20 protein-coding genes are annotated in these 21,869 nt (G+C 72.6%); 11 read left to right on the plus strand and 9 right to left on the minus strand.

The genetic code is table 11. The features are described from left to right. Nucleotides 1–65 precede the first annotated feature (65 nt). The 6 genes from Pme01_RS26675 to Pme01_RS26700 are packed head-to-tail and all read right to left on the minus strand — an operon-like array spanning nt 66 to nt 6,818. Nucleotides 66–983: an NAD-dependent epimerase/dehydratase family protein gene (locus Pme01_RS26675; protein ID WP_168117707.1), complete on the minus strand. Its 918-nt coding sequence runs from the start codon at nt 981–983 to the stop codon at nt 66–68. Continuing rightward, complete coding sequence (locus tag Pme01_RS26680; RefSeq protein WP_168117708.1) at nt 968–2,041, minus strand: cytochrome P450 family protein; 1,074 nt, start codon at nt 2,039–2,041, stop codon at nt 968–970. Before Pme01_RS26680 ends, Pme01_RS26675 begins: the two co-directional genes overlap by 16 nt. Then, nucleotides 2,038–3,615: a YhjD/YihY/BrkB family envelope integrity protein gene (locus Pme01_RS31260; protein ID WP_239088486.1), complete on the minus strand. Its 1,578-nt coding sequence runs from the start codon at nt 3,613–3,615 to the stop codon at nt 2,038–2,040. The genes Pme01_RS26680 and Pme01_RS31260 overlap by 4 nt, the downstream gene beginning before the upstream one ends. Continuing rightward, nucleotides 3,608–5,065 carry a class I adenylate-forming enzyme family protein gene (locus tag Pme01_RS26690; RefSeq protein ID WP_168117709.1) on the minus strand — a complete coding sequence of 486 codons (1,458 nt, stop codon included), beginning with the start codon at nt 5,063–5,065 and terminating at the stop codon, nt 3,608–3,610. Before Pme01_RS26690 ends, Pme01_RS31260 begins: the two co-directional genes overlap by 8 nt. After that, nucleotides 5,065–5,802 carry a glycosyltransferase gene (locus Pme01_RS26695; RefSeq protein ID WP_203935889.1) on the minus strand — a complete coding sequence of 246 codons (738 nt, stop codon included), beginning with the start codon at nt 5,800–5,802 and terminating at the stop codon, nt 5,065–5,067. The genes Pme01_RS26690 and Pme01_RS26695 overlap by 1 nt, the downstream gene beginning before the upstream one ends. Next, the gene (locus Pme01_RS26700) at nt 5,799–6,818 is read right to left on the minus strand and encodes a 3-oxoacyl-ACP synthase III family protein (RefSeq protein WP_168117710.1); all 1,020 of its coding nucleotides are present in this window, start codon (nt 6,816–6,818) and stop codon (nt 5,799–5,801) included. The genes Pme01_RS26695 and Pme01_RS26700 overlap by 4 nt, the downstream gene beginning before the upstream one ends. Before the next feature lie 299 nt (nt 6,819–7,117). Here Pme01_RS26700 and Pme01_RS26705 point away from each other — a divergent pair, with 299 nt between their 5' ends. The 5 genes from Pme01_RS26705 to Pme01_RS26725 all read left to right on the plus strand — a co-directional run bounded on the left by Pme01_RS26705 (nt 7,118) and on the right by Pme01_RS26725 (nt 12,225). Continuing rightward, a complete protein-coding gene (locus tag Pme01_RS26705) occupies nt 7,118–7,768 on the plus strand; it encodes an RNA polymerase sigma factor (RefSeq protein WP_239088487.1) in 651 nt (216 codons plus the stop codon). Beyond that, entirely contained in the window at nt 7,765–8,487 is a 723-nt protein-coding gene (locus tag Pme01_RS26710) for a hypothetical protein (RefSeq protein ID WP_168117712.1), read from the plus strand. Before Pme01_RS26705 ends, Pme01_RS26710 begins: the two co-directional genes overlap by 4 nt. A gap of 78 nt (nt 8,488–8,565) precedes the next feature. Continuing rightward, nucleotides 8,566–8,988 (plus strand): hypothetical protein, encoded by a 423-nt coding sequence (locus Pme01_RS26715; protein ID WP_168117713.1) that lies wholly within the window; start codon nt 8,566–8,568, stop codon nt 8,986–8,988. 2 nt (nt 8,989–8,990) lie between these two features. Beyond that, complete coding sequence (locus Pme01_RS26720) at nt 8,991–11,141, plus strand: bifunctional polysaccharide deacetylase/glycosyltransferase family 2 protein (RefSeq protein WP_168117714.1); 2,151 nt, start codon at nt 8,991–8,993, stop codon at nt 11,139–11,141. Between the two features lie 136 nt (nt 11,142–11,277). Next, a complete protein-coding gene (locus Pme01_RS26725) occupies nt 11,278–12,225 on the plus strand; it encodes a LysR family transcriptional regulator (protein ID WP_168117715.1) in 948 nt (315 codons plus the stop codon). Between the two features lie 15 nt (nt 12,226–12,240). Here the strand turns inward: Pme01_RS26725 and Pme01_RS26730 are convergent, their stop codons facing one another. The 3 genes from Pme01_RS26730 to Pme01_RS26740 are packed head-to-tail and all read right to left on the minus strand — an operon-like array spanning nt 12,241 to nt 15,988. Further along, nucleotides 12,241–14,613 carry an aerobic carbon-monoxide dehydrogenase large subunit gene (locus Pme01_RS26730; RefSeq protein ID WP_168117716.1) on the minus strand — a complete coding sequence of 791 codons (2,373 nt, stop codon included), beginning with the start codon at nt 14,611–14,613 and terminating at the stop codon, nt 12,241–12,243. After that, nucleotides 14,610–15,107 carry a (2Fe-2S)-binding protein gene (locus Pme01_RS26735; RefSeq protein WP_275408571.1) on the minus strand — a complete coding sequence of 166 codons (498 nt, stop codon included), beginning with the start codon at nt 15,105–15,107 and terminating at the stop codon, nt 14,610–14,612. Before Pme01_RS26735 ends, Pme01_RS26730 begins: the two co-directional genes overlap by 4 nt. 2 nt (nt 15,108–15,109) lie before the next feature. Further along, on the minus strand, nt 15,110–15,988 hold the full coding sequence (locus Pme01_RS26740) for an FAD binding domain-containing protein (protein ID WP_168117717.1): 879 nt from the start codon (nt 15,986–15,988) through the stop codon (nt 15,110–15,112). 240 nt (nt 15,989–16,228) lie between these two features. Between Pme01_RS26740 and Pme01_RS26745 the strand changes: the two genes are divergently transcribed. Genes Pme01_RS26745 through Pme01_RS26770 form a run of 6 tightly spaced genes read left to right on the plus strand, consistent with a single transcriptional unit; the run spans nt 16,229 to nt 21,857 of the window. Further along, complete coding sequence (locus Pme01_RS26745; protein WP_168117718.1) at nt 16,229–16,474, plus strand: hypothetical protein; 246 nt, start codon at nt 16,229–16,231, stop codon at nt 16,472–16,474. 12 nt (nt 16,475–16,486) lie between these two features. Then, nucleotides 16,487–17,362, plus strand: coding sequence for an FAD binding domain-containing protein (locus Pme01_RS26750; RefSeq protein WP_168117719.1), 876 nt, complete (start codon nt 16,487–16,489; stop codon nt 17,360–17,362). Nucleotide 17,363: 1 nt separating this feature from the next. Next, nucleotides 17,364–17,894, plus strand: coding sequence for a (2Fe-2S)-binding protein (locus Pme01_RS26755; RefSeq protein ID WP_168117720.1), 531 nt, complete (start codon nt 17,364–17,366; stop codon nt 17,892–17,894). Between the two features lie 20 nt (nt 17,895–17,914). Beyond that, on the plus strand, nt 17,915–20,305 hold the full coding sequence (locus Pme01_RS26760; protein WP_203935890.1) for an aerobic carbon-monoxide dehydrogenase large subunit: 2,391 nt from the start codon (nt 17,915–17,917) through the stop codon (nt 20,303–20,305). Next, entirely contained in the window at nt 20,302–21,273 is a 972-nt protein-coding gene (locus Pme01_RS26765; RefSeq protein ID WP_168117721.1) for an XdhC family protein, read from the plus strand. Before Pme01_RS26760 ends, Pme01_RS26765 begins: the two co-directional genes overlap by 4 nt. After that, nucleotides 21,273–21,857 (plus strand): SRPBCC family protein, encoded by a 585-nt coding sequence (locus Pme01_RS26770; RefSeq protein WP_168117722.1) that lies wholly within the window; start codon nt 21,273–21,275, stop codon nt 21,855–21,857. Before Pme01_RS26765 ends, Pme01_RS26770 begins: the two co-directional genes overlap by 1 nt. Nucleotides 21,858–21,869: the final 12 nt, after the last annotated feature.

Genomic DNA, 21,869 nt, shown 5'->3' on the forward strand with positions numbered 1-21,869 from the left:
CAACAAAACCCTGGGTACTCGTCACTACCCGGAATCTCCCGACCTACCCGGACGTGCGCCGCTCATCAGCGACGGCGACCGCCCCCGCACAACCAGGCGGTGAACCGGTCGAGGTCGTACCGGGGCCGCCAGCCTTGCGCGGTCGCACGGGTCGTGTCGAGGACCACGCCGTTGGCGAGCTGGTCGACCGCATACCGGGTGAGGGTCGGTGAGGTCGAGCTCAGCCGGCCCGCGAGGCGCGCCGCCGACGCCGCCGCGTAGGCCAGGCCCGGTGGTACGTGCACCAGCCGGGCCGGCGTACCCAGCGCGTCAAGGACCCGGCGGACCGCGTCGTCTCGCCGGTACGCCGTCGCATCCGTGATGTTGTACGCGCCGGGCGGCCAGTCCAGCGCGGCCAGGCAGGCGTCGGCGAGGTTCTCCACGGCGGTCAGGCTGAGCATGGCGTCCGGGCCGGGCAGCAGGGCCACGCCGGCGCGTACCGCCCGGCGCAGCCGAGGCAGCAGGTGCGGGTCGCCGGGGCCGTACACGGCGCGCGGCCGCAGCGCGACCGCCCCGGCGGCCAGGGCGAGCGCCTCGCCGTCGGCCTTGGTCCGGCCGTACGCGGTGCGCTGGCCCCCGATCGGGTGCTCCTCGGTGAGCGGCTGCTCGTACCGGCCCGGCGCGTACACGCTCGCGCTGCTCACGTACACGACGGGCCGTCCGGCGGCCGCCGCCGTCAGCCGGGCGGTGCCGTCCACATTGACCCGCCGGAAGGCCGCCTCGACGGCGGCGCCCGGCGGTGGGTCGCCGACCGCGGCGGCGAGGTGCACGACCGCGTCCGCGCCGGCCAGGTCCGGGGTGTCGGCTGCTGCGTCCCACGGCACGTGGCGGCCCACCGGCCCCGAGCGCCGGCCCAGGCACACCACCTCGAAGCCGGCCGCCACGGCGGCGCGGGCCACCGCGGCGCCGCAGAAGCCGCTGGCCCCGGTCACGGCGAGGCGCACGCCGACACCTCCAGGACGGCCCAGCCGGGCAGGGCGCTGCGACGGTCGACCCGTGCCCGCGACACGACCGGCCGGTACGGCGCGAACGCGGCGAGGGCGTCGGCGAGCTGGACGCGGGCCAGCCGGGCACCGGGGCAGGCGTGCGGTCCGGCGCCGAAGACGAGCTGCGCGGTAGCGGCCGGCTGCGCGGCGGACACGGAAGGGTCCCGGTCGTGGGCGCGGGCGGCGTGCCGGGCCACCAGGATCAGCCGGTCACCCGCCCGTACCGGGCGGCCGCCGAGCGTACCGTCGGCGCCCGCCACCCTGGGCAGGAGAGGCGAAGGGGCCAGGACCCGCAGCAGCTCATCGGCGAGGGCCTCGCGCGTCGCCGGGTCGGCGGCCTGCGGCCACCGGCCGTCGTCGGCGCACCACGCTATGGCTCGGGGAATGGCCGCGGCGGTCGTGTTGACCGCCGCCACGGCGAGCATCGCGGCGCGCTCGTCGCCGACCAGCGCCAACAGTTGCCCGGCCGCCGTGGCGGCGGCGGACCGGTGCCGACGGGCCAACGGGCCGGGCAGGTGGACGCGGGCCGCCGCTGCGGCCGCCACCCGGGCGGCGTCGGCGAGCCGCCGCGGCGCGAGGTCGAGGCCCAGCAGCTCGGCCGTGACGGCGCCCGCCAGTTCGAGCGCGACGTCCACGACGTCGACCGACCCGCCGTCCGCGAGCGGGGCCAGCCGGCGCTCCAGGACCTCCCGGCCGAGCGGTCGCAGCCGCTCGACCCCGGATGCGTTCAGCGCGGCCGCGAGCGCCCGCCGGGCGCCGCGGTGGTCGGCGCCCGCCTGGTCGAACAGGACGCCGTCACCTCCGCTCACCTCGCGGGCGATGCCGCCGGTGGTGCCGGTCGCGGTCCGGTCCAGCGGCAGCCGGGTCAGGACCTCCCGGTACTGATCCGTGCCGTGCACGAGCACCGTCCGTCCGATCCGGACGACCGGGGCACAGCGGGTCAGGCTCAGCAGCGCGAACAGGGCGGGATGGCTGCGGGTGTAGACGGCCCGGTCACGGCGGCGCGCGGCGGTCACGCGGCCACCTCCCGGACGTGCGCCGCGTCCTCGTGGGCCGGGAGGTAGCGGCGGTCCCAGTACCACAGCAGCGTCCGGCGCGGTCCCCAGGCGCGCAGCCGGCGCAGGCTGTTGTAGACCACGAGCCGCTCGTCGCGCACGATCCGGTCGGTGTGCCGGCGGGCCCGGTTGAGCAGCTCCACGTCCTCGGAGCCGGCGTGCAGCGGGATGCGGCTGGTGCCGCCGCAGCGCAGGTACAGGTCGGCGGTGATGGCCAGGTTGTGGCCGTGGCACAGCACGTACGGCGCGCGGTACTCCGGACGCCGGTGCGCCGGCCGCAGCCGCCCGTACCAGGCCGCCATCCGCACGGCGGCCGGGAACAGGTACCGCTCGGTGAGGGTCGGCTGCTCGTCGCGGCGCGGCACGCTGCGCCCGCAGATCAGCTCCGCGCCCCCGGCCAGCAGTGCCTTCGCGCGGGCCACCCAGTCGGGTGCGGGCAGGCAGTCGGCGTCGGTACGGGCCAGCAGCACGGCGCCGTGCGCGACCGCGTACCGGAAGCCGGCGTCGGCGGCCGTACCCGCGCCGCGCTCGGCCTCGTCCAGCACGGTCACCGGGAACGGCGCGCCTGAGCCGAAGCGGCGGACCAGCTCGGCGGTGCTGTCGGTGGAGGCGTTGTCCACGACCACGAGCGAGAAGTCGAGGTCGGTCTGGAGGGCGAGCGCGCCGAGGGTCGCGCCGATGCTCGTGGCCTCGTTGTACGCGGGGACCACCACCCACAGCGGCCCGGTCACGGCCGTCGGGACCGGGGCGGGTACCGCGTCGGCGGTGGACGCCCACGCCGCGGCCCGCAGCACGATCCGGCAGGCCATGTTGCACCACACCAGCACACCCACGACCGCTCCGGCCGAGCGGTACAGCGTGGCGTGCAGCGCCGACGCCGCCGCGAAGTACGGGCCGGCCGCCACGGTCAGCACGTGCAGGGCGACGGCGGCTCCCGCTGCGGCGCGCAGCGCGGCCGGCCACCGTGGGCGGCCGTCGCCGCGCCAGGAGCAGCGCACCATCGCCGTAGCCAGCAGCACGGCCAGTACCGGCAGACTGAGCAGGACCCCCCACCCGCTGCCGCCGGCGGCGAGCGCGGTGGCGACGGTCGCCACCGCCATCGCCGCGAGCAGCACCACGCCCAGCAGCACGTCCCGGGCGGCGTCACGGACCGGGTTCCCGCTGCCGGCCGGCTGGCCGCACATCGCCCGTACCCCCGTGCGCAGCGCCCGGACCAGCCGCAGCGAGCCCCACAGCAGGGCGGCGACGAGGACGACCCGCAGCGCGACCGGCCCCGGCTGGATGCCGTCGACGGCCGCCGCGACGTGTTCGGGCAGGACGACCCCGGCTGCGCGGTGCAGCAACGCGGCGACGGTACGGCTGCTCACGCCGAGCCCGCCGAGCACCAGCGTGGCCAGCGCGACGAACGGCGCGGCGCTGATCAGCAGGGCGTACGTGAGCGCACCGGCGAGGGCGTCGCCGTTTGCTGACGCGTACCGGCGGTGCGCCACCATGACCCGTGCCCAGGCCCGCCGGGCAAGCATCCGCTTACCCACGACCGCTCCCCGTCAGCCTCGCCGCCAGCGCCGCCGCCGCGGCGCGGTCCGGTTTGCGGGAGCGGCCGGCCACCGGCACCGGGGCGAACACCACCGCGTCCGGCCGGGCCGCACCCATCCGGGCCAGCGGCGCGGTGAGCGACTTCCGGACGGCCCGCTCGTCGGCGCCCGGCTGCGGCTCCACCACGGCGACGAGCCGCTCGTCGCCGTCGCCGGCCGGCACCCCGACCAGCAGCGCCAGGTTGACCCCGGATACGTGCAGCGCCGGCTCGTACAGGCCCGGATAGATGTTCTCGGCGCGGCGCAGGATCATGTCCTTGCACCGGCCGGCGAGCACGATCCGGCCGTCGGCGTCGAGGCGGGCCACGTCGCCGGTCGCCACCGCGTTCAGCGGCTCCTCACCGAGGTACCGGTGTGCGGCCGACGGGCCGGCGAGCAGCAGTTGGCCGGTCTCGTCCAGCGACGCCTCGACACCCGGGAGGGGTGCGCCGATCAGGTCGCCGTCACCGTCGAAGGAGGCCTTCTCCGCCGCCTCGACGGCGGCGGCGGGGAACAGTTCGGTCAGCGCGTACACGCCGTAGGCGGCCGTCGCACCGGCCGCCCGTACCCGGCCCAGCAGCGCCGCGCTCACCGGGGCGGAGCCGCTGTACACGGATCCGGTGAAGCGGGCACCGGCGTCGAGCACGGCACGTAGCTGCGGCGGCGTCAGGTACGTGTGCCGCGGCCGTACCCGGTCCAGTTGTACAGCGAGCCTGCGGGCCGACCGGGCCGGCTGCACCACGGCCGCCCCGGCGGCGAGCGACGGTACGAGCACGAAGAACGTCCCGCCCAGCACGACGTCACCGGGGCGGGGGCCGACCAGGCCGGTGACCGCGGCCATTCCGGCGTTGACGCTCGCGCGGGTGTGCACCACGGCCCGGGGCCGGCTGGTGGTGCCGGAGGTGAACACGATGACCGCGTCGCCGTCGCTGTCCGAGCGGTCCGGCACTCCGGCAGGCCCGCGCGGTGCCAGGGCGGGTGCGCTGCCGGGCAGCCGGCGGCCGACCGTCACGACCGGGCCGAGCCGGTCGAGCGCCGGCAGGGCGAGCCCGGCCCGGCCCGCGAGCCGCTGCGCCCAGCCCGCCACCGCCTGGGCCGCCGCGTCGGCGACCACGAGCGCGGGCCGGGCGAGCGCCAGCCGGGCGGTGAGCACGTCGGGGCCGGCCGACGGGTCGAGGACCGCCACGCGCAGTCCGAGCCGGTACGCCGCGAGCATGATGGCCAGTGCCCGCGGGCCGGGCCGTACCGCCACGCCGATGGTGTCGCCGGCCGCCAGGCCCCGGTGGTGGAGTGCGCCGGCGTACCCGGCGGCGAGGTCGGCCAGGTCGCCGCGCCGGATGCCCCGGCGCCCGAGGACCGCCGGCCGGTCGGGGTGACTGCGGCGCAGCGCCGCTTCCAGTCCGTCGAGCATCAGCGCGGGTCCGGGCTCAGGCCGCCGCTGCCGCCGTCGAGGTACCAGCGCGCGGTGCGGACGAGGCCGTACGCCCGCAGCCGCCGGGTGGAGTTCTCCACCACCATGTCGCGGCTGCGGCTGATGGACGCCGTGGTGCGCCGGACCCGGTTGAGGAACGTCCGGTCGGTCGGTGACGGGCGGCGTGGCATCCCGCCGCAGCGCTGGTACAGCTCGGCGGTGATCGCCATGTTGTTGCCGGCGTGCATCCGGTACGGGGCGAGATATTCGCCGCGGTGCGCGGGGCGTAGCCGGCCGAACGCGGCGGCCACCGCAACCGCGACGGCGAACCCGGCCCGGGCGAGCGGGCCGTTCTCGTCGCGCCGGGCGGTGATCCGGCCGCACACCATGCCGGCGCCGCCGTTCAGGGCCGCCCGGGCGGCCGCCACCCAGCCGGGGCGGGGCAGGCAGTCGGCGTCGGTACGGGCCAGCAGCGTGGCACCGGACTCGATGGCGTACCGGAAACCGGTGTCCACCGCGCAGCCGACGCCCTTCTCCGGCTCGATCATCAGCCGTACCGGCATCGGCGCGGTCGCGGCGAACTCGCGTACCACGTCGGCCGTGCCGTCGAGCGAGTTGTTGTCCACCACGAGCAGCGTAAAGTCCACATCGGACTGGGAGGCGAGGGCGTCGAGGGTGGCGCGGATTCGCCGGGCCTCGTCGTAGGCGGGCACGACCACCCACAGCGCTCCGGTCACGCCTTCTCCCACGCCATCGTCATGACGCTGACGCCGCCGCCGAGCCCGACGAAGAGGACCCGGTCCCCGGCCGCGAGGGACGGCCACACCCGGTCGAGCTGTACGCCGAGGGTGGCGCTGGCCATGTTGCCGTGGTCGGCGACGGTGATCTCGAGCAGGTGCCGGGGTACGCCGGTGACCTCGACGAAGCGGTCCAGGTAGGGCACCGTCACCTGGTGCACCAGCACCCGCGCGTAGTCGGCCCACTCCAGGCCGGTGCGGTAGCGCACGCCCTCCAGGACCGAGGTGCCGATCTTCTCGAACACGCCGCGCAGTTCCCGCCCGTCGCCGGTGAAGTACGTGTACTCGTCCCCGCGCGGGTGCCGGGATCCGCCGCCGGGAATGCCGCCGACGGTCCAGTGCTCGGAGTGGGTGTCGGTGTCCACGTCGAGGATCCCGCCCGCCTCGACCGCCTCGACCACCACCGCCGCGCCGGCGTCGCCGAAGGTGTACCCGGCGAAGGCCTCCCGCGCCTGGGTCAGGGAGTCGAGCCGGGGACGCATGGACCGGGTCGGGGTCTCGCCGGTGACGACCAGCACCCGCCGGGCGCGGCCGGCCAGGATGTAGGTGCGGGCGGCGTCGATGCCGTTGAGGAAGCTGTTGCAGGCGTTGGTCAGGTCCAGCGCGTGGGCCCGCGAGCCGAGCTCGGCCTGCACGATGTGCGCGGTCGCCGGCTCCACCAGGTCCCGGGTGGCCGAGGCGAACAGCAGCAGGTCGATGTCGAGCGGGTCGAGGTCCGCGGCGGCGAGCGCCCGCCGCGCGGCGCGTACGGCCAGCGTCGAGGCGTACTCGTCGGGCGCGGCCACGTGCCTGCGGCCGATGCCGCTCACCGCCTCGAACAGCCGCTCCGGCAGCCGCAGCCCGCTCGCCCGCTCGATGTCGCGCTGCAGCTCCGCCGTCGTGAGGACCCGCTCCGGCAGGTACGACCCGGTGGCGGTGATGCCGACCCGGCTGAGTGGTTGGACGGTTTCGATCATGTGCTCAGCTTCCGGGGCGGCGGGCGGGTCGGGCATGAGTACCGCAGCCTAGATGGGCCGGTCACGGTACTCAGCCGGGCACGATACGGCGGTCCGTCCGTACACTCGCCGCTACCCGATCGGCGCCGGTGACTGCCGGGTCAGACGACAAGTCCGGAAATATGCCCCGAGCCGCACCCTGCACCGGGAAGAGCCACACCTCTGGCACGAAAGCTCCCGATAGTCCCCGCTGTGACGTTTTGGCGAGCAGTGGCGCCATGACGACGTGACGTTTCTGTGGGATGAGCTGGAGTGTTGCGGTGACAGCGCATGAGCCGGCAGCGCTCCGGCCGACGGATCTGTCCCCGCTTCTCGCTGCTGCGCAGGGTGGCGACGAGGAGGCGTTCCGGGGCCTGTACCGGGCGGTGCAGCCCGGCCTGCTGCGCTACCTGCGGGCCCTGCTGGGTGACGACGCCGAGGACGTGGCCTCCGAGACCTGGCTTCAGGTCGCACGGGACATCCGCACCTTCCGGGGCAAGGACGAGTTCCGGGCGTGGGTCGCGAGGATCGGCCGTAACCGGGCCATGGACCACCTGCGCTACCAGCGTCGTAGGCCCGCAGTGAGCACTCCGATCGAAGACCTGGTGGAGTTGCCTGCCGTGGTGGACACCGCCGACAGTGCCTCGGACTCGATCTCGACGGACGCGGCGCTGGCCCTGATCCGGACGCTGCCCCGCGACCAGGCCGAGGCGGTACTGCTGCGGGTAGTGGTCGGCCTCGACGCCGAGACGACCGGGAAGGTGCTGGGCAAGCGGGCGGGCGCGGTGCGTACCGCCTCCTACCGCGGACTGCGCCGGCTCGCCGAAAGCCTCGACCAGCTCTCCCACCCTCACGACCAGTACGCCGGCCCGGCTGTGACGCCTCAGGGTGTGACAGACGCGAGTGCCAAGACGCCAGCAGGAACGAGATGATCAGCCAAACTGCCCTTCGCCTCGACCGCCGCACGGCCGAGCAGCTACTCGCGGGCGACCCGACAGCCGGACGCGACAGTCACCCGCCACTGGCCGCTCTACTGACCGCGGCCGCCGCGCCCGGCCGCCCGGACGAGCTGGCCCGTGAGCGGGTCAGCATGGCGGCGTTCCAGACCGCCTGCCTCACCCCCGCCCCTCGACCAGGAAGACTGGACATGGTCAAAACCGCCGTGCTGAAGGTCCTCACGGTCAAAGTCCTGGCGATCGCTGCCGTGACCGCTGGAACCGGCGGCGTGGCGCTGGCCGCGAGCACCGGAGTGCTGCCGAACCCGCTGGCCGGGCCCGCTCCGTCGGCCTCCTCCGGGCTGACCGTGGCGCACCCCACCGCCGGGTCGTCGCGCCACACGCATGAGGCCGGCCGTGACGACGCCACGAGCAACGACGCGGTCAAGGCTCCGTCACCGTCACTGGTCGGGCTGTGCCACGCGTACGGAGCCGGCAACAAGGCCGAGCATGGCAAGGCCCTCGACAACCCCGCCTTCTCCGTCCTGGCCACCGCCGCGGGCGGCAGGGACAAGGTCGATGCGTTCTGCCAGGCCCTGGTCGCCACACCCGCCGACGGCGGCGCCGCCAAGCCCGGCGGGAAGGCCGGCAAGGACCACCCCACCGGTCCGCCCGCCGACCACGGTTCGAAACCCGAGGCGAACCCCAAGCGCTGACCACCACACCCCGCACGGCCAGCCAACCACCGGGGCGGACATCAGACGGCCGCGGATCGGCCGGGACAAGGCCATGGAATGCAGACAGACAAAGGCAGCACCGAGCCGGTGTTCGTGGATACCGCCGGCCGGCGTCGGCGCTTCGTCATGATCACCGGCGCCGCCGGTGGCGTGGTACTGGTCCTGACGCTGCTGGCGTTGCTGGCGGGCTTCACCGGGGCGGGGCCGCGGCACCTGCCCTGGCTTCCGGGATCGGGCGCCGGGCAGGCGCAGGAGGCCGCCGCGACCCCCCATCCGTCCGGCACGGCCGGGTTCGGGCGGCGAGCGCGACAGGGCACCTCGCCGGCCGCCGGCGTACGGCTGCCGTCCATGGTGCCCAGCCCGGCCGTCGCACCCGCAGCGGACATCACCACGGCCAGCCCGGCTCCCCCCGAGAGCACGAACACGCACCGCCGGGTACCCACGCAGACCCCCGCCGCCCACCCGTCGAAGAAGAAGTGACGATGGCAGCGCATGTGGCGAGACGGGAACCGCGGGCGCACTGGCTGCTGCTGTGCCTGTTCATGCTGGTACTGCTCGGGGTGCTGTGCCTCAACGGGTACGTGTCGCACGTGGGCGCGGCGGGCACCGGCCCGGCCGCGACATCCGCCGCTGACGCCGCCCCGGCAGCGGTCACCGGCGGTGCGCCGGTCCAGCGGATCGGCGCGGACCGGACGGTGACCAGCCGCGCGATGCCGGCCAAGACGATCGCGTTGACCTTCGACGACGGGCCGGACCCGCGGTACACCCCGAAGGTCCTCGACGTGCTGGCCCGGCACGGCGCCCACGCCACGTTCTTCCAGGTCGGCTCGCGGGTCAACGAGCACCCGGAGATCGCGCGCCGGGTGGTGGCCGGTGGTAACGAGATCGGCTCGCACACCTTCACCCACGTCGAGCCCGGTCGCACGCCCGGCCGGCAACTCGACCTCGAGCTGACCCTGACGAGCAACGCGATCGCCGCGGCCACCGGGCAGGTACCGGTGCTGATGCGCCCGCCGTACTCGTCGGAGCCGGCCGCGGTCACCGGCGACGACTTCACCGCGCTGCAACGGATCGGGTCGGCCGGCTATCTGGTGGTGCTGGCCGACCACGACACCGACGACTGGCAACGGCCGGGGGTCGACGCGATCGTGTCCCGTGCGCAGCCGGCCGGCGGGTCCGGTGCCGTGGTGATGATGCACGACTCCGGCGGGGACCGGTCGCAGACCGTGGCCGCCCTGGAGGTACTGATCCCGCGGCTGCAGGCGCAGGGGTACCGGTTCACCACCGTCTCCGGAGCGCTCGGCCTGACCAGCGCACCACCGGCGTCGATGGGTCAACTGCTGCGGGGTCAGGCCCTGCGCTGGGCACAGCTCGCGGGCGCCTGGATGGCCCGCGCGATGACCGCACTGATGGTGGTCGCGGTCGTACTCGCCGGCCTGCGCCTGCTGGCGCAGGTGTGGTGCGCCTGGCTGCACGTGCGCCGGGAACGTCGCCAGAGGCGCGAGCCGTTGCGCTACCTGGGGCCGGTATCGGTGATCGTGCCGGCCTACAACGAGTCGGCCAACATCGCCGCGACGGTCCGGTCACTGGTCGCCAGCGACTACCCGCAGGTCGAGGTCATCGTGGTCGACGACGGCTCCACCGACGGCACCGCGGAGATCGTGGAGCGGCTGCGGCTGCCCGGCGTGTACGTGATCCGGCAGGCCAACGCCGGCAAGCCGGCCGCACTCAACAACGGGATCCACCACGCGCGAGGTGACCTGCTGGTGCTCGTCGACGGGGACACCGTCTTCGGGCCCGGCTCGATCGGACGGCTGGTCCAGCCGCTGCACGACCCCGAGGTCGGGGCGGTGTCGGGCAACACCAAGGTCGCCAACCGCAACGGGCTGCTGGGCCGGTGGCAGCATCTGGAGTACGTGATCGGGTTCAACCTGGACCGTCGGATGTTCGACCTGGGCCGCTGCATGCCGACCGTGCCCGGCGCGATCGGCGCCTTCCGGCGGGCGGCCGTGATGGACGTCGGCGGGGTTTCCGATCAGACCCTGGCCGAGGACACCGACTTCACGATGGCCGTGATCCGGGCCGGCTGGCGGGTGGTCTACGCCTCCGACGCGGTCGCGTGGACCGAGGCGCCGGCCAGCCTGCGGCAGTTGTGGCGGCAGCGGTACCGCTGGTGCTACGGCACCATGCAGGCGATGTGGAAGCACCGCCGCGCGCTGGTCCAGGGCGGCGCGGCGGGCAGGCTGGGCCGGCGGGGCCTGAGCTACCTGGTGCTGTTCCAGGTCCTGTTGCCGCTGTCGGCGCCGATGGTCGACGCGTACGGCCTGTACGGCCTGTTGTTCCTGCCGCTGACCAAGACCGCCACGGTGTGGGCCGGGTTCGTGCTGGTCCAGATGCTCACCGCCGGTCTGGCCCTGCGCCTGGACCGCGAAAGCTACGGCCCGCTGTGGAGCCTGCCGCTGCAGCAGATCGTGTACCGGCAGCTGATGTATCTGGTCGTCTTCCAGTCCACGGTGATGGCGCTGCTGGGCGGCCGGCTGCGCTGGCACCGCATGGTGCGTACCGGCGCCGCCACCGCGCACGCCCGCGCGGTGACCGACGCCCGACCGGGTGACATATCAGTGGACGCGTAAAGCCTGGCGCGACCCTGCTCGCCGCCGGCGGGCAGGGTCGAGGAGCGCCGGTGCAGCCGAGAAATCGGCTACACGCCGTAGAATGCGGATCTGGCACGGGGGTCCGGTCAGTCGTCGCTGCGGCTGAGGAGACGGTGTGACGCCGACCCAACTACGCGCCTTCGCCGCGGTGGTCCGGCTGGGTTCGGTCAAGCACGCCGCAGCGGATCTCCAGGTGTCCGAGGCCGCGGTCTCCCTCCACATCGGTCAACTACGCCGGGAACTCGGCGACAGGCTGTTCGTCCGTACGTCCTCGGGGCTGGCCTTCACCCCCGGCGGACTGCGTCTCGCCAGTAGGGCGACCGAGCTGCTCAACCTGCAGGATCGCACCATCATCGAGGTACGCCAGGCCGGCGGTGGCCGGCGGCTGCTCCGGGTGGCCACGGAGGCTCTGTTCGCCGAGCACGCCGCGCCCGGCCTGATCGAACTGTTCGCCGACCGCGCGAACGATCTGGACGTCGAGCTCAGCAGCCACGACCCCCGTCGTTTCGAGTCGCTCCTACTGACCCGTGCGGTCGACGCGGTGATCGGTCCACGACCGGCCAGCGTGGACGCCTCGATCGTCAGTACCCATTTCCTGAACTATCAGGTCGTCGCCGTGGCGGCACCGGACCACCCGATCACCAGGCTCCAGCCGGGCATCAACGCGCTCAGGGAGCAGACATGGTTGCTCGGCCCGTCAGCGGCCTACCAGACGGGCGTCATCCCGGACATCCTGCGCCGGGTCAACGTACCCGAGGACCACCAGCGCATCTTCCAGAGTTCCGCGGCGGCGGTCGACGAAGCCAAGCGCGGCAAGGGGCTGGCCCTGGCCGTGTCGTTCGCCGTCGCACAGGACCTGGTACATGGCGACCTCCGGCGGGTCTCGCTCCAGGCCCAGGGCACCTGGAGCATCCTCACCCTCACGGCGCAGCAGGCGCCGCCGGCGGCGGCCGAACTGGCGCGGTTCGTCACCACACCCCGCGCGATCCAGGCCATGTTGCGTGGCTCCGGGGTGACCGTGGGCCACTTCAAGCCGTCGATCCACGTCACGCTCTGGACCTGAACAGCGACGCTGACATCAGACAGGCGGTTGCGGGTTGCCGCGCATGGCCTCCCACAACCGTGACGGCGTCAGCGGCATGTCGGCGTGGCGGAGGCCGTACGGTTTGAGCGCGTCCATCACCGCGTTGACCACGGCCGGGGGCGAGCCGACGGTCGCGGACTCCCCCACCCCCTTCGCTCCGATCGGGTGGTGCGGCGACGGGGTCACGGTGAACCCCGTCTGCCAGTCCGGCACTTCCAGGGCGCTGGGGAGCAGGTAGTCCATCAGCGATCCGCTGAGGCAGTTGCCGTCGTCGTCGAACGCGATCATCTCCATGAGCGCCATGCCGACGCCGTCGGTGAGGCCACGGTGCACCTGCCCTTCGATGATCATCGGGTTGATGCGGGTACCGCAGTCGTCGACGGCGACGAACCGCCGTACGGTGACCACCGCGGTGTCGGGGTCCACGTCGACGACGCAGATGTACGCGCCGTTGGGGTAGGTGAGGTTCTCCGGGTTGTAGTGGACCTGCGCCTCGAGGCTGCCCTCGACGCCGTCGGGCAGCTCACCGGTGCCGTGCGCGTGCATGGCGATGTCCTGGATGGTGACGCACGAGGTCGGGTCGCCCACGACGGCGAAGGAGCCCTTGTCCCATACGAGATCGGCGACCGAGATCTCCAGCATCGCGGAGGCGATGAGCCGGGCCTTGTCCCGTACCTTGCGGGCGACCATGGCCGCCGCGGCCCCGGACACGGAGGTGGAGCGGCTGCCGTAGGTACCGAGGCCGAACGGAGTCTGGTCGGTGTCGCCGTGCACGACCTTGATGTCCGCCGGCGGGATGCCGATCTCCTCGGCGACGATCTGCGCGAACGTCGTCTCGTGGCCCTGTCCCTGCGTCTGGCAGGACACCCGCAGGACGGCCTTACCGGTGGGGTGTACGCGCAGTTCCGCGCCGTCGGCCATGCCGAGGCCCATGATGTCCATGTCCCTGCGGGGCCCGGCGCCGACGGCCTCGGTGAAGAAGGAGACGCCGATCCCCATCAGTTCGCCCCGCGCGCGCTTGTCCCGCTGCTCGCGTCGCAGCCCGTCGTAGTCGGCGATCCTCAGCGCCTCGCGCAGGGTGGCCTCGTAGTTGCCCGAGTCGTACACCCACCCGGTCCTGGTCGTGTACGGGAACTGCTCGGGCCTGAGCAGGTTCGCCAGGCGCAGCTCGACGGGGTCCAGCTCCAGCTCGAAGGCCAGGCAGTCGACCAGGCGCTCGATCAGGTAGACGGCTTCGGTGATGCGGAACGAGCAGGAGTACGCGACGCCGCCGGGGGCCTTGTTGGTGTAGACGGCCGTCATCGCGCAGTAGGCGGCCCGGATGTCGTAGCTGCCGGTGAAGACCCCGAAGAAGCCGGCGGGGTAGTTCGTCGGTGCCGCGACGCCGTTGAAGGCACCATGGTCGGCGAGCACGCGGGTGCGGATGGCGAGGATCCTGCCGTCCCGGGTGGCCGCGAGCTCACCGTGCATGATGTAGTCGCGGGCGAAGGCGGTACTGGTGAGGTTCTCGGAGCGGTCCTCCGTCCACTTGACCGGCTCGCCGGTGAGCAGCGACGCGACGATCGCGCAGACGTACCCCGGATAGATCGGCACCTTGTTGCCGAAGCCGCCGCCGATGTCCGGGGAGATCACCCTGATCATGTGCTCGGGAAGGCCGGAAACGAGCGCGTACAGCGTCCGGTGGGCGTGCGGCGCCTGGGTCGTGCACCACAACGTGAGCCCGCCGTCCACCGCGTCGTAGTCGGCCACCGCGCCGCAGGTTTCCAGCGGCGCCGGATGGACCCGGGGGTACACCATGTCCTGGCTGACGACCACGTCCGCGTCGGCGAACGCCGCCTCGGTCGCGGCCCTGTCGCCGGTCTCCCAGTCGAAGCAGTGGTTGTCGGTCTTGCCCGCGAGATCGTCGCGGATCACCGGCGCGGCCGGGTCGAGCGCGGTACGGACGTTCGCGACGGCCGGCAACTGCTCGTACTCGACGTCGATGAGTTCGAGCGCGTCCCGGGCCGCGTAGCGGTCCTCGGCGACGACGAAGGCCACCTCCTGGCCCTGGAAGCGGACCTTGTCGGTGGCCAGTACCGCCTGCACGTCGCCCGACATGGTCGGCATCCAGGCCAGGCCACGCTCGGCGAGCATCGCGCCCGTGACGACCAGCTTCACCTTCGGGTGCGCCTCGGCCGCGGTGGTGTCCACGCCCAGGATCCGTCCGTGCGCGATCGGCGCGCGCAGCAGCGCCAGGTGCAGCATGCCGGGCAGCTGGACGTCGTCGATGAAGCGACCCTTGCCGCGGACGAACCGCGGGTCCTCCTTGCGCAGCATCCGGCCGTAGCCCACCGGTTTACGGTCGTTGTCCACGAACTCGGTGCTCATGGCGTACCGGCGTCGATGATCGACGTCCGGGCGCCGGCCTCTTCGGCGGCGGCCCACTGGACCGAGCGGACGATCGTGGCGTAGCCGGTGCAGCGACAGATCTGGCCGGAGATGGCCTCCCGGATCTCCTGCTCCGAGGGGCTTGGATTGAGATCGAGCAGGGCGCGGGCCGTCATCAGCATCCCCGGCGTACAGAATCCGCACTGCAGCCCGTGGCACTCCATGAAGCCGCGCTGGATGGCGTCGAGCTCGCCGAACTGCTCCAGCCCTTCGACGGTACGCACCTCGTGGCCCGCGGCCATGGCGGTCAGCACGGTGCACGACTTCACCGGCTCACCGTCGAGCCACACCGCGCAGGCACCGCAGTTGCTCGTGTCGCACCCCCAGTGGGTACCGGTCAGCGCGAGGTGGTCGCGCAGGAAGTGCACCAGCAGCAGGCGACCCTCGATCTCGGCGGTCACCTCCTCGCCGTTGACCGTCATCGTGAGCTGCACGCTCACAACTCCCGGCCGTCGATGCGGGCAACCGCCCGCCGCAGTGCCCGCCGGGTCAGCTCGGCCGCGAGGTGGCGCTTGTAGTCGACGCTTCCCCGCTGGTCGTCGACGGGCGTGCAGTACTCCGCCGCGATGGCGCCGGCCGCGGCGAACAGCGTTTCCGACGGCGCCCGGCCACGCAGCGCCTGCGAGACCGCGGGGATCCCGGTCGTGTTCGGCCCCACGGCCGCGAGCCCGACCCGGGCATCGGTGATCACAGCGCCGTCCAGCCAGACGGCGACGCCGCAGGACACCACCGCCCAGTCGCCGGCACGGCGCCCGACCTTCTCGAAGGCGCTGGAACCGCCTGCCCGCAACGGAATGCGGATCTCGGTGAGGATCTCGGCGGGACCGACCGCGGTCTCGTAGGGGCCACGGTATAACTCGGCCATGGTCACGACCCGTTCACCGCCGCGCCCGCGGATCACACAGCTCGCGTTCAGGGTCGTACACACCGCGGAGAGGTCCTCGGACGGGTCGGCCTGGCACAGCGACCCGCCGATCGTGCCGCGGTTGCGGACGAGCGGATCGGCGATGACCCGCTCCGCGTCGTGGAAGATCGGTAGCGCCCGGCGTAGCTCGGGGCTGTCGAGCAGCTCGCGGTGGCGTGTCATCGCCCCGATCCGGATCCGGGTCGGCTCCACGCGGATGTAGCCCAGCTCGCCGTGCAGGTCGTTGATGTCGATCAGGTACTCGACGTGCACCAGCCGCAGCTTCATCATCGGCAGCAGACTGTGCCCGCCGGCCACGATGCGTGCCGTACCGCCGAGCCGGTCGAGCAGCTGGATGGTGTGGTCGACACTCGTCGCCCGCTCGTAGTCGAACGGGGCCGGCAGCTGCATGTTCGGCCCCTCTCGTTCCGGTACGACCACTGCCCGGGAGATTCATTGGGCCCCCGGTCCCGGCATTTGTCAACCACGACCTCCGCGATGAGGTGAGCCGGGCCGCCGCCCGTCCGCGCGGCCGGACAGTGACTTAAGGACTTCTTTAATCATCGATTGCGGGTTCGTGAAGGGGGGCGCACGATGACGCGCACTACCTGCGACAGCACCCATAGGGCACGGTCCGAGGAGGGCGTCGTCATGGCGGTCGAATCGAGCGGACACCAGGGCAACCCACGGCTGTACGAGTTGATCGAGAACGCGCCGAAGACCGGCAAGAGCCCCACGATGTGGGCCTTCCCGCAGCTTGTCGAGTACCTCAAGGTGGCCGCCCAGCCGGTGCGGGGACCGTGGCCGCCGCACCAGCAACCCCGGCCCGATCCGGAGGCGGAGTCGATGCCGCAGGCGGTGGCCGACCCCTCCTACTTCACGCCACGCGAGAGCTGACCAGGAGGCAGGATGTATCCGTCCCGGTTCCGCTACGAGTCACCGCGCTCGATCGACGAGGCGATCGCCCTGCTCCAGGAGGGCGGCGGCGAGGCGAAGGTCCTCGCCGGTGGTCAGAGCCTGGTACCGCTGCTGAAGTTGCGCTTCGCCGCACCGGAACTGCTGGTCGACATCAACGACCTGCCGGGGCTGGGCTACCACACGGTCGACCCCGACGGCACCACCCGCATCGGTGCGCTGTGCCGGCACGCCGACCTCGAGCGCTCGACGGTCCTGCCGACCCGGCAACCGACGATGGCCGCGGCCGCTCCGCTCGTGGCCGACCCCATGGTTCGCAACCGGGGCACGCTGGTCGGCTCGTTGTGCCACGCCGATCCGCAGGGCGACTGGGCCTCGGTCGTCACCGCGCTGGGCGGCCACGTCGTCGCGCAGGGAGCCGGCGGGCGGCGCAGCATCCCGATGGCGCAGTTCGTCACCGGCCCGTTCCAGAACGCTCTCGGGTACGACGAGATCGCGGTCGAGGCCGTCATCCCGGCTCCGCACGGCAAGCCCGCCGGCGGGTACCTGAAATTGGAGCGGCGGGTCGGCGACTTCGCCACGGTGGCCGTCGCCGTCGCCGTCGAACGGTCCCACAGCGTCGTCACCCGGGCCGGCATCGCACTGACCGGCGTGGGCGGCGCGACCATCAACGCCGTCGAAGCCGCGCAGGCTCTCGTCGGGCACCCGCTCACCGCCCGCACCATCGGCGACGCCGCCGACCTGGCCGCCCGGGCCGCCCAGCCCCGGACCGATCACCGGGGAAGCGCGGAGTACAAGCGCCAGGTCGTTCGCACCTTCGTGAAGCGCATCCTGACCGGCGTCAATGAGCCAACCAGGAAGGCAGCCTGACATGACCGGCCTGTACGAGGAGATCCGGGAAGAGCCGGCTGCTGACGTGCCGGTACGGCGGGTCAGCATCACGGTGAACGGCGCGAAGCGCACGGCCGACGTCGAACCTCGGCTGCTACTGGCCCACCTGCTGCGACAGGGGTTCACCCTCACCGGCACCCACGTCGGCTGCGACACCACCAACTGCGGTGCGTGCACCGTGCTGTTGGACGGGCAGCCGGTCAAGAGTTGCACCATGCTCGCCGTGCAGGCCGACGGGCACGAGGTCACGACCGTGGAGGGCCTGGCCGGCCCGAGCGAGCTGCATCCGATCCAGGAGGGCTTCTCCGACGAGCACGGCCTGCAGTGCGGCTTCTGCACGCCAGGCATGATGCTGGCCGCCAAGGCGCTGCTGGAGACCAACCCTGACCCGACCGAAGACGAGGTCAGGTGGGCGCTGTCCGGCAACCTCTGCCGCTGCACCGGCTACCAGAACATCGTGAAGTCCATTCTGTGGGCCGCCAGGAAGCTTCAGTCGCAGGCCGGAACCTGAGCGAGACGGGAGCGATCATCGTGACGCAGGCACGGGACGAGATAAAGATCGGCGGGCTGGGCGCGAGCCGCAAGCGCGTCGAGGACAACCGCTTCGTCCGCGGTAAGGGCCGCTACGTCGACGACATCGTCCTGCCCGGCATGCTGCACATGGAGATCCTGCGCAGCCCGCTGGCGCACGCCCGGATCACCTCGATCGACGTCAGCAAGGCCTGGCAGATCCCCGGGGTCAGGCTCGTCCTGACCGGCGACATGATGGCGGCCCGCAACCTGGCGTGGATGCCGACGCTGTCCTACGACACGCAGGCGGTACTGGCCACGGACAAGGTGCGCTTCCAGGGCCAGGAGGTCGCCTGCGTGGTCGCCGACGACCCGTACATCGCCAAGGACGCGTGCGAGGCGATCGTCGTCGAGTACGAGCCGCTGCCGGTGATCGTCAACCCGGCCCAGGCGGTGGCCGAGGGCGCGCCGGTGATCCGCGACGACAAGGAGAACCAGCCCGACAACGTCGTGTTCACCTGGGAGGTCGGTGACAAGGCGGGCACCGACCGGGCCTTCGCGCAGGCCGACGTGGTGTCGACGCTCGACCTGCACTACCCACGCTCGCACCCCTCCCCGCTCGAGTGCTGCGGGTCGATCGCCGACTTCGACCGGTCGACGTCCAAGCTCACGGTCTACATGACCACGCAGGCGCCACACATCATCCGCGCCGCGGTGGCGCTGGTCGCGGAGCTGCCCGAGCACATGATCCGCATCGTGTCCCCGGACCTCGGCGGCGGCTTCGGCAACAAGGTGCCGGTGTACCCGGGCTACGTCGCGTCGATCCTCGCCTCCATCCTGCTGGAGCGGCCGGTCAAGTGGATCGAGGACAAGACCGGCAACCTGATCTCCACCGGCTTCGGGCGCGACATCTACCTGCGCGGCGAGATGGCGCTGCGCAACGACGGCAAGATTCTCGGCGTACGGATGTACACCGACTCCGACCACGGGGCGTTCTTCTCCGACGCCCAGCCGAGCAAGTTCAAGATCGGGCTGCTGCACTCGGCCTTCTCCTGCTACGACATCCCCGTGGCGCACCTGGTCAACCGGGGCGTCTACACCAACAAGGCGCCCGGCGGCGTCGCGTACCGGTGTTCGTTCCGGGTCACCGAGGCGATGTACTTCCAGGAACGCATGGTGCAGGCCGCCGCCGACGATCTCGGCATGGACCAGGCCGAGTTCCGGCGCCGCAACTTCGTACGCGACGACGACTTCCCGCACCGCACCCCATGGGGGTTCCTCACCGACTCCGGCCAGTACGGCAAGTGTCTCGACGTCGGCCTGGAAGCGATCGGCTACCAGGACTTCCTCACGGAGAAGGAGGAGGCGCGCAAGCAGGGTCGCCTGCTCGGCATCGGCATCTCGACGATGACCGAGCCGCTGGGCGCCGGCAACAGCCGCGAGTACGACATCCTCGGCATCAAGATGTTCGACTCCGCCGAGCTGCGGGTGCACATCACCGGCAAGGCGATCCTGCGTACCGGCGCCAAGAGCCAGGGCCAGGGGCACGAGACGACGTGGGCCCAGATCGTCGCCCACGAGCTGGGCATCCCGGCCGAGGACATCACCGTCGAGGAGGGCGACACCGACACCGCGCCCTTCGGGATGGGCACCTACGCCTCGCGCAGCACCCCGGTCGCCGGGGCGGCCGTCTCGATGGTGGCGCGCAAGGTACGGGCGAAGGCCCGCAAGCTCGCCGCACACCTGCTCGAGGTGTCCGAAGAGGACATCGAGTGGGAGCTCGGCCGCTTCTACGTCCGCAGCGCGCCCGACCACGGCGTCACCATCCAGGAGTGCGCGATCGCCGCGTACAGCAACATGCCCGACGGCATGGAGCCCGGACTGGAGAACGTCGCCTACTACGACCCGCCCAACCTGACCTGGCCGTTCGGCTGTTACATCGCGACGGTCGAGGTGGATCCGCAGACCGGCGTCTGGGACGTGCTGCGCGTCGTCGCGGTCGACGACTGCGGTGTCCGGATCAACCCCATGATCGTCGAAGGGCAGATCATGGGCGGCCTCACCGAGGCGTACGCCATGGCCAACATGCAGTTCATCACCTTCGACGCCCAGGGCAACTGCGTGGGCTCGAACTACATGGACTACCTGCTGCCCACCGCCTGGGAGACCCCCGGCTACGAGCTGCACGAGGTCGTCACGCCGTCCCCGCACCACCCGATCGGCGCGAAGGGCGTCGGCGAGTGCGCGACGGTCGGCGGCCCGGCCGCGTTCGTCAACGCGGTGATGGACGCGATCCGGGACACCGGCGTCCGCAACATCGACATGCCGTTGCTGCCGGACCGGGTGTACGAGGCCCTGACGAAGCGCCACGACGTCTCCGGCGCGCCACCGGTCAGGACGGACGACGAATGAACCGCGAACCCGTGAACCCTCCGGTCGACGGCTGGGACATCCTCGACCTGGCCGGCGAGCTGTCGCGGCGCGGTGAGGATTTCGCGCTCGCGACGGTGGTGTGGCGCCAGGGCCCGTCCTCGGGCCAGCCGGGCGCGCGGGCGCTCATCACGACGGCCGGGCACCTCCACGGCTGGATCGGTGGCGCCTGCGCCGAGCCGGCGGTGGTACGCGAGGCCCAGCGCGTCATCGCCGAGCGGACACCCAGGCTGCTGCTGCTCGGCGGCGCGGGCGACCCGTTCGGCGGGGCCGTACCGGAGGGCATGGTGGCGGTCCCCATCTCCTGCCAGAGTGAGGGCGCGTTGACCGTCTACATCGAACCTGTGGTCCCGACGCCGCACCTGACGATCGTCGGCCGCTCACCGATGGTCGGCACGCTGGCCGACCTCGCGCGCGCCCTCGGGTGGCGCGCGGACGTCCGGGACGGACCCGACTTCTCCGCGGCCGACCTGGACGCCCGCTCGATCGTCGTGATCGCCACGCAGGGGCACGGCGACGAAGAGGCGATCGAGAACGCGGTGTCGGCGTACCCCGCGTTCGTCGGGCTGGTCGCCTCCCGCAAGCGTGGCGAGGCGGTCCTGGGCTACCTGGCCGAGCGCGGGATCCCCCGGAACCTGCTCGAGCGCGTGCACGTACCGGTCGGGCTGGACCTCGGCCCCACCTCGCACCGCGAGATCGCGGTGGCGGTCCTCGCGCAGCTGGTACAGCTGCGGGTCGCCGGCAAGCTCACGCCCCCGGCGGCCCCGGTGGCCGCCGCTGCTGCCGTCGCGACCGACGTCCGTGACCCGGTCTGCGGCATGACCGTCCGCGCCGACGCGTCGAGCCACCCATTCTCCTACGACGGCGCGACGTACCACTTCTGCTGCGTCGGCTGCCGTGACGCCTTCGCGAAGGACCCGCACGCCCACCTCAGCACGCAGGAGGCCTGATGCTGATCAAGAACGGCTTCGAGGTGGCCCAGCCCGTCGACAAGGTCTGGCGCTTCTTCGACAACATCCCGCAGGTGGCGGCGTGCCTGCCCGGCGCGGCGCTGACCGAGGACCTCGGCGACGACAGGTACCTCGGCACGGTCGCCGTCCGGATGGGGCCGGTCAAGCTGCAGTTCGCCGGGACCGCCCAGATCAAGGAGCGCGACGACCGGGGCAAGCGCATCGTGGTCGACGCCGCCGGATCCGATTCCAAGGGCCGGGGCCAGGCCGCCATGCTGGTCACCGCGACCCTGTACCCCGCGCGCGGCGGTACCCGGGTCGACGTGACCCAGGACCTGCGACTGTCCGGGGCGGCCGCCCAGTACGGCCGCGGCATGATCTCCGACGTCACCGCCGTGCTGATGCGCGACTTCGCGACCACCATGCAGACCCGGATCGACGCCGCCGACCGGGGCCTGTCCCCGGACCAGGTCGGCGCGAGCGGGTCGGCCAGCGGCTTCGCGATCGCGCTGCGGGCGATGCGGATGGCGCTCGGCCGGGTGCTGCGGCGGTTCCTGCTGCCTTACCAGCCGAACCCGAGTTGAGGAGGTCCGCTG

Source organism: Planosporangium mesophilum (genome assembly GCF_016863255.1).
In the GTDB taxonomy this organism is placed as follows: domain Bacteria; phylum Actinomycetota; class Actinomycetes; order Mycobacteriales; family Micromonosporaceae; genus Planosporangium; species Planosporangium mesophilum.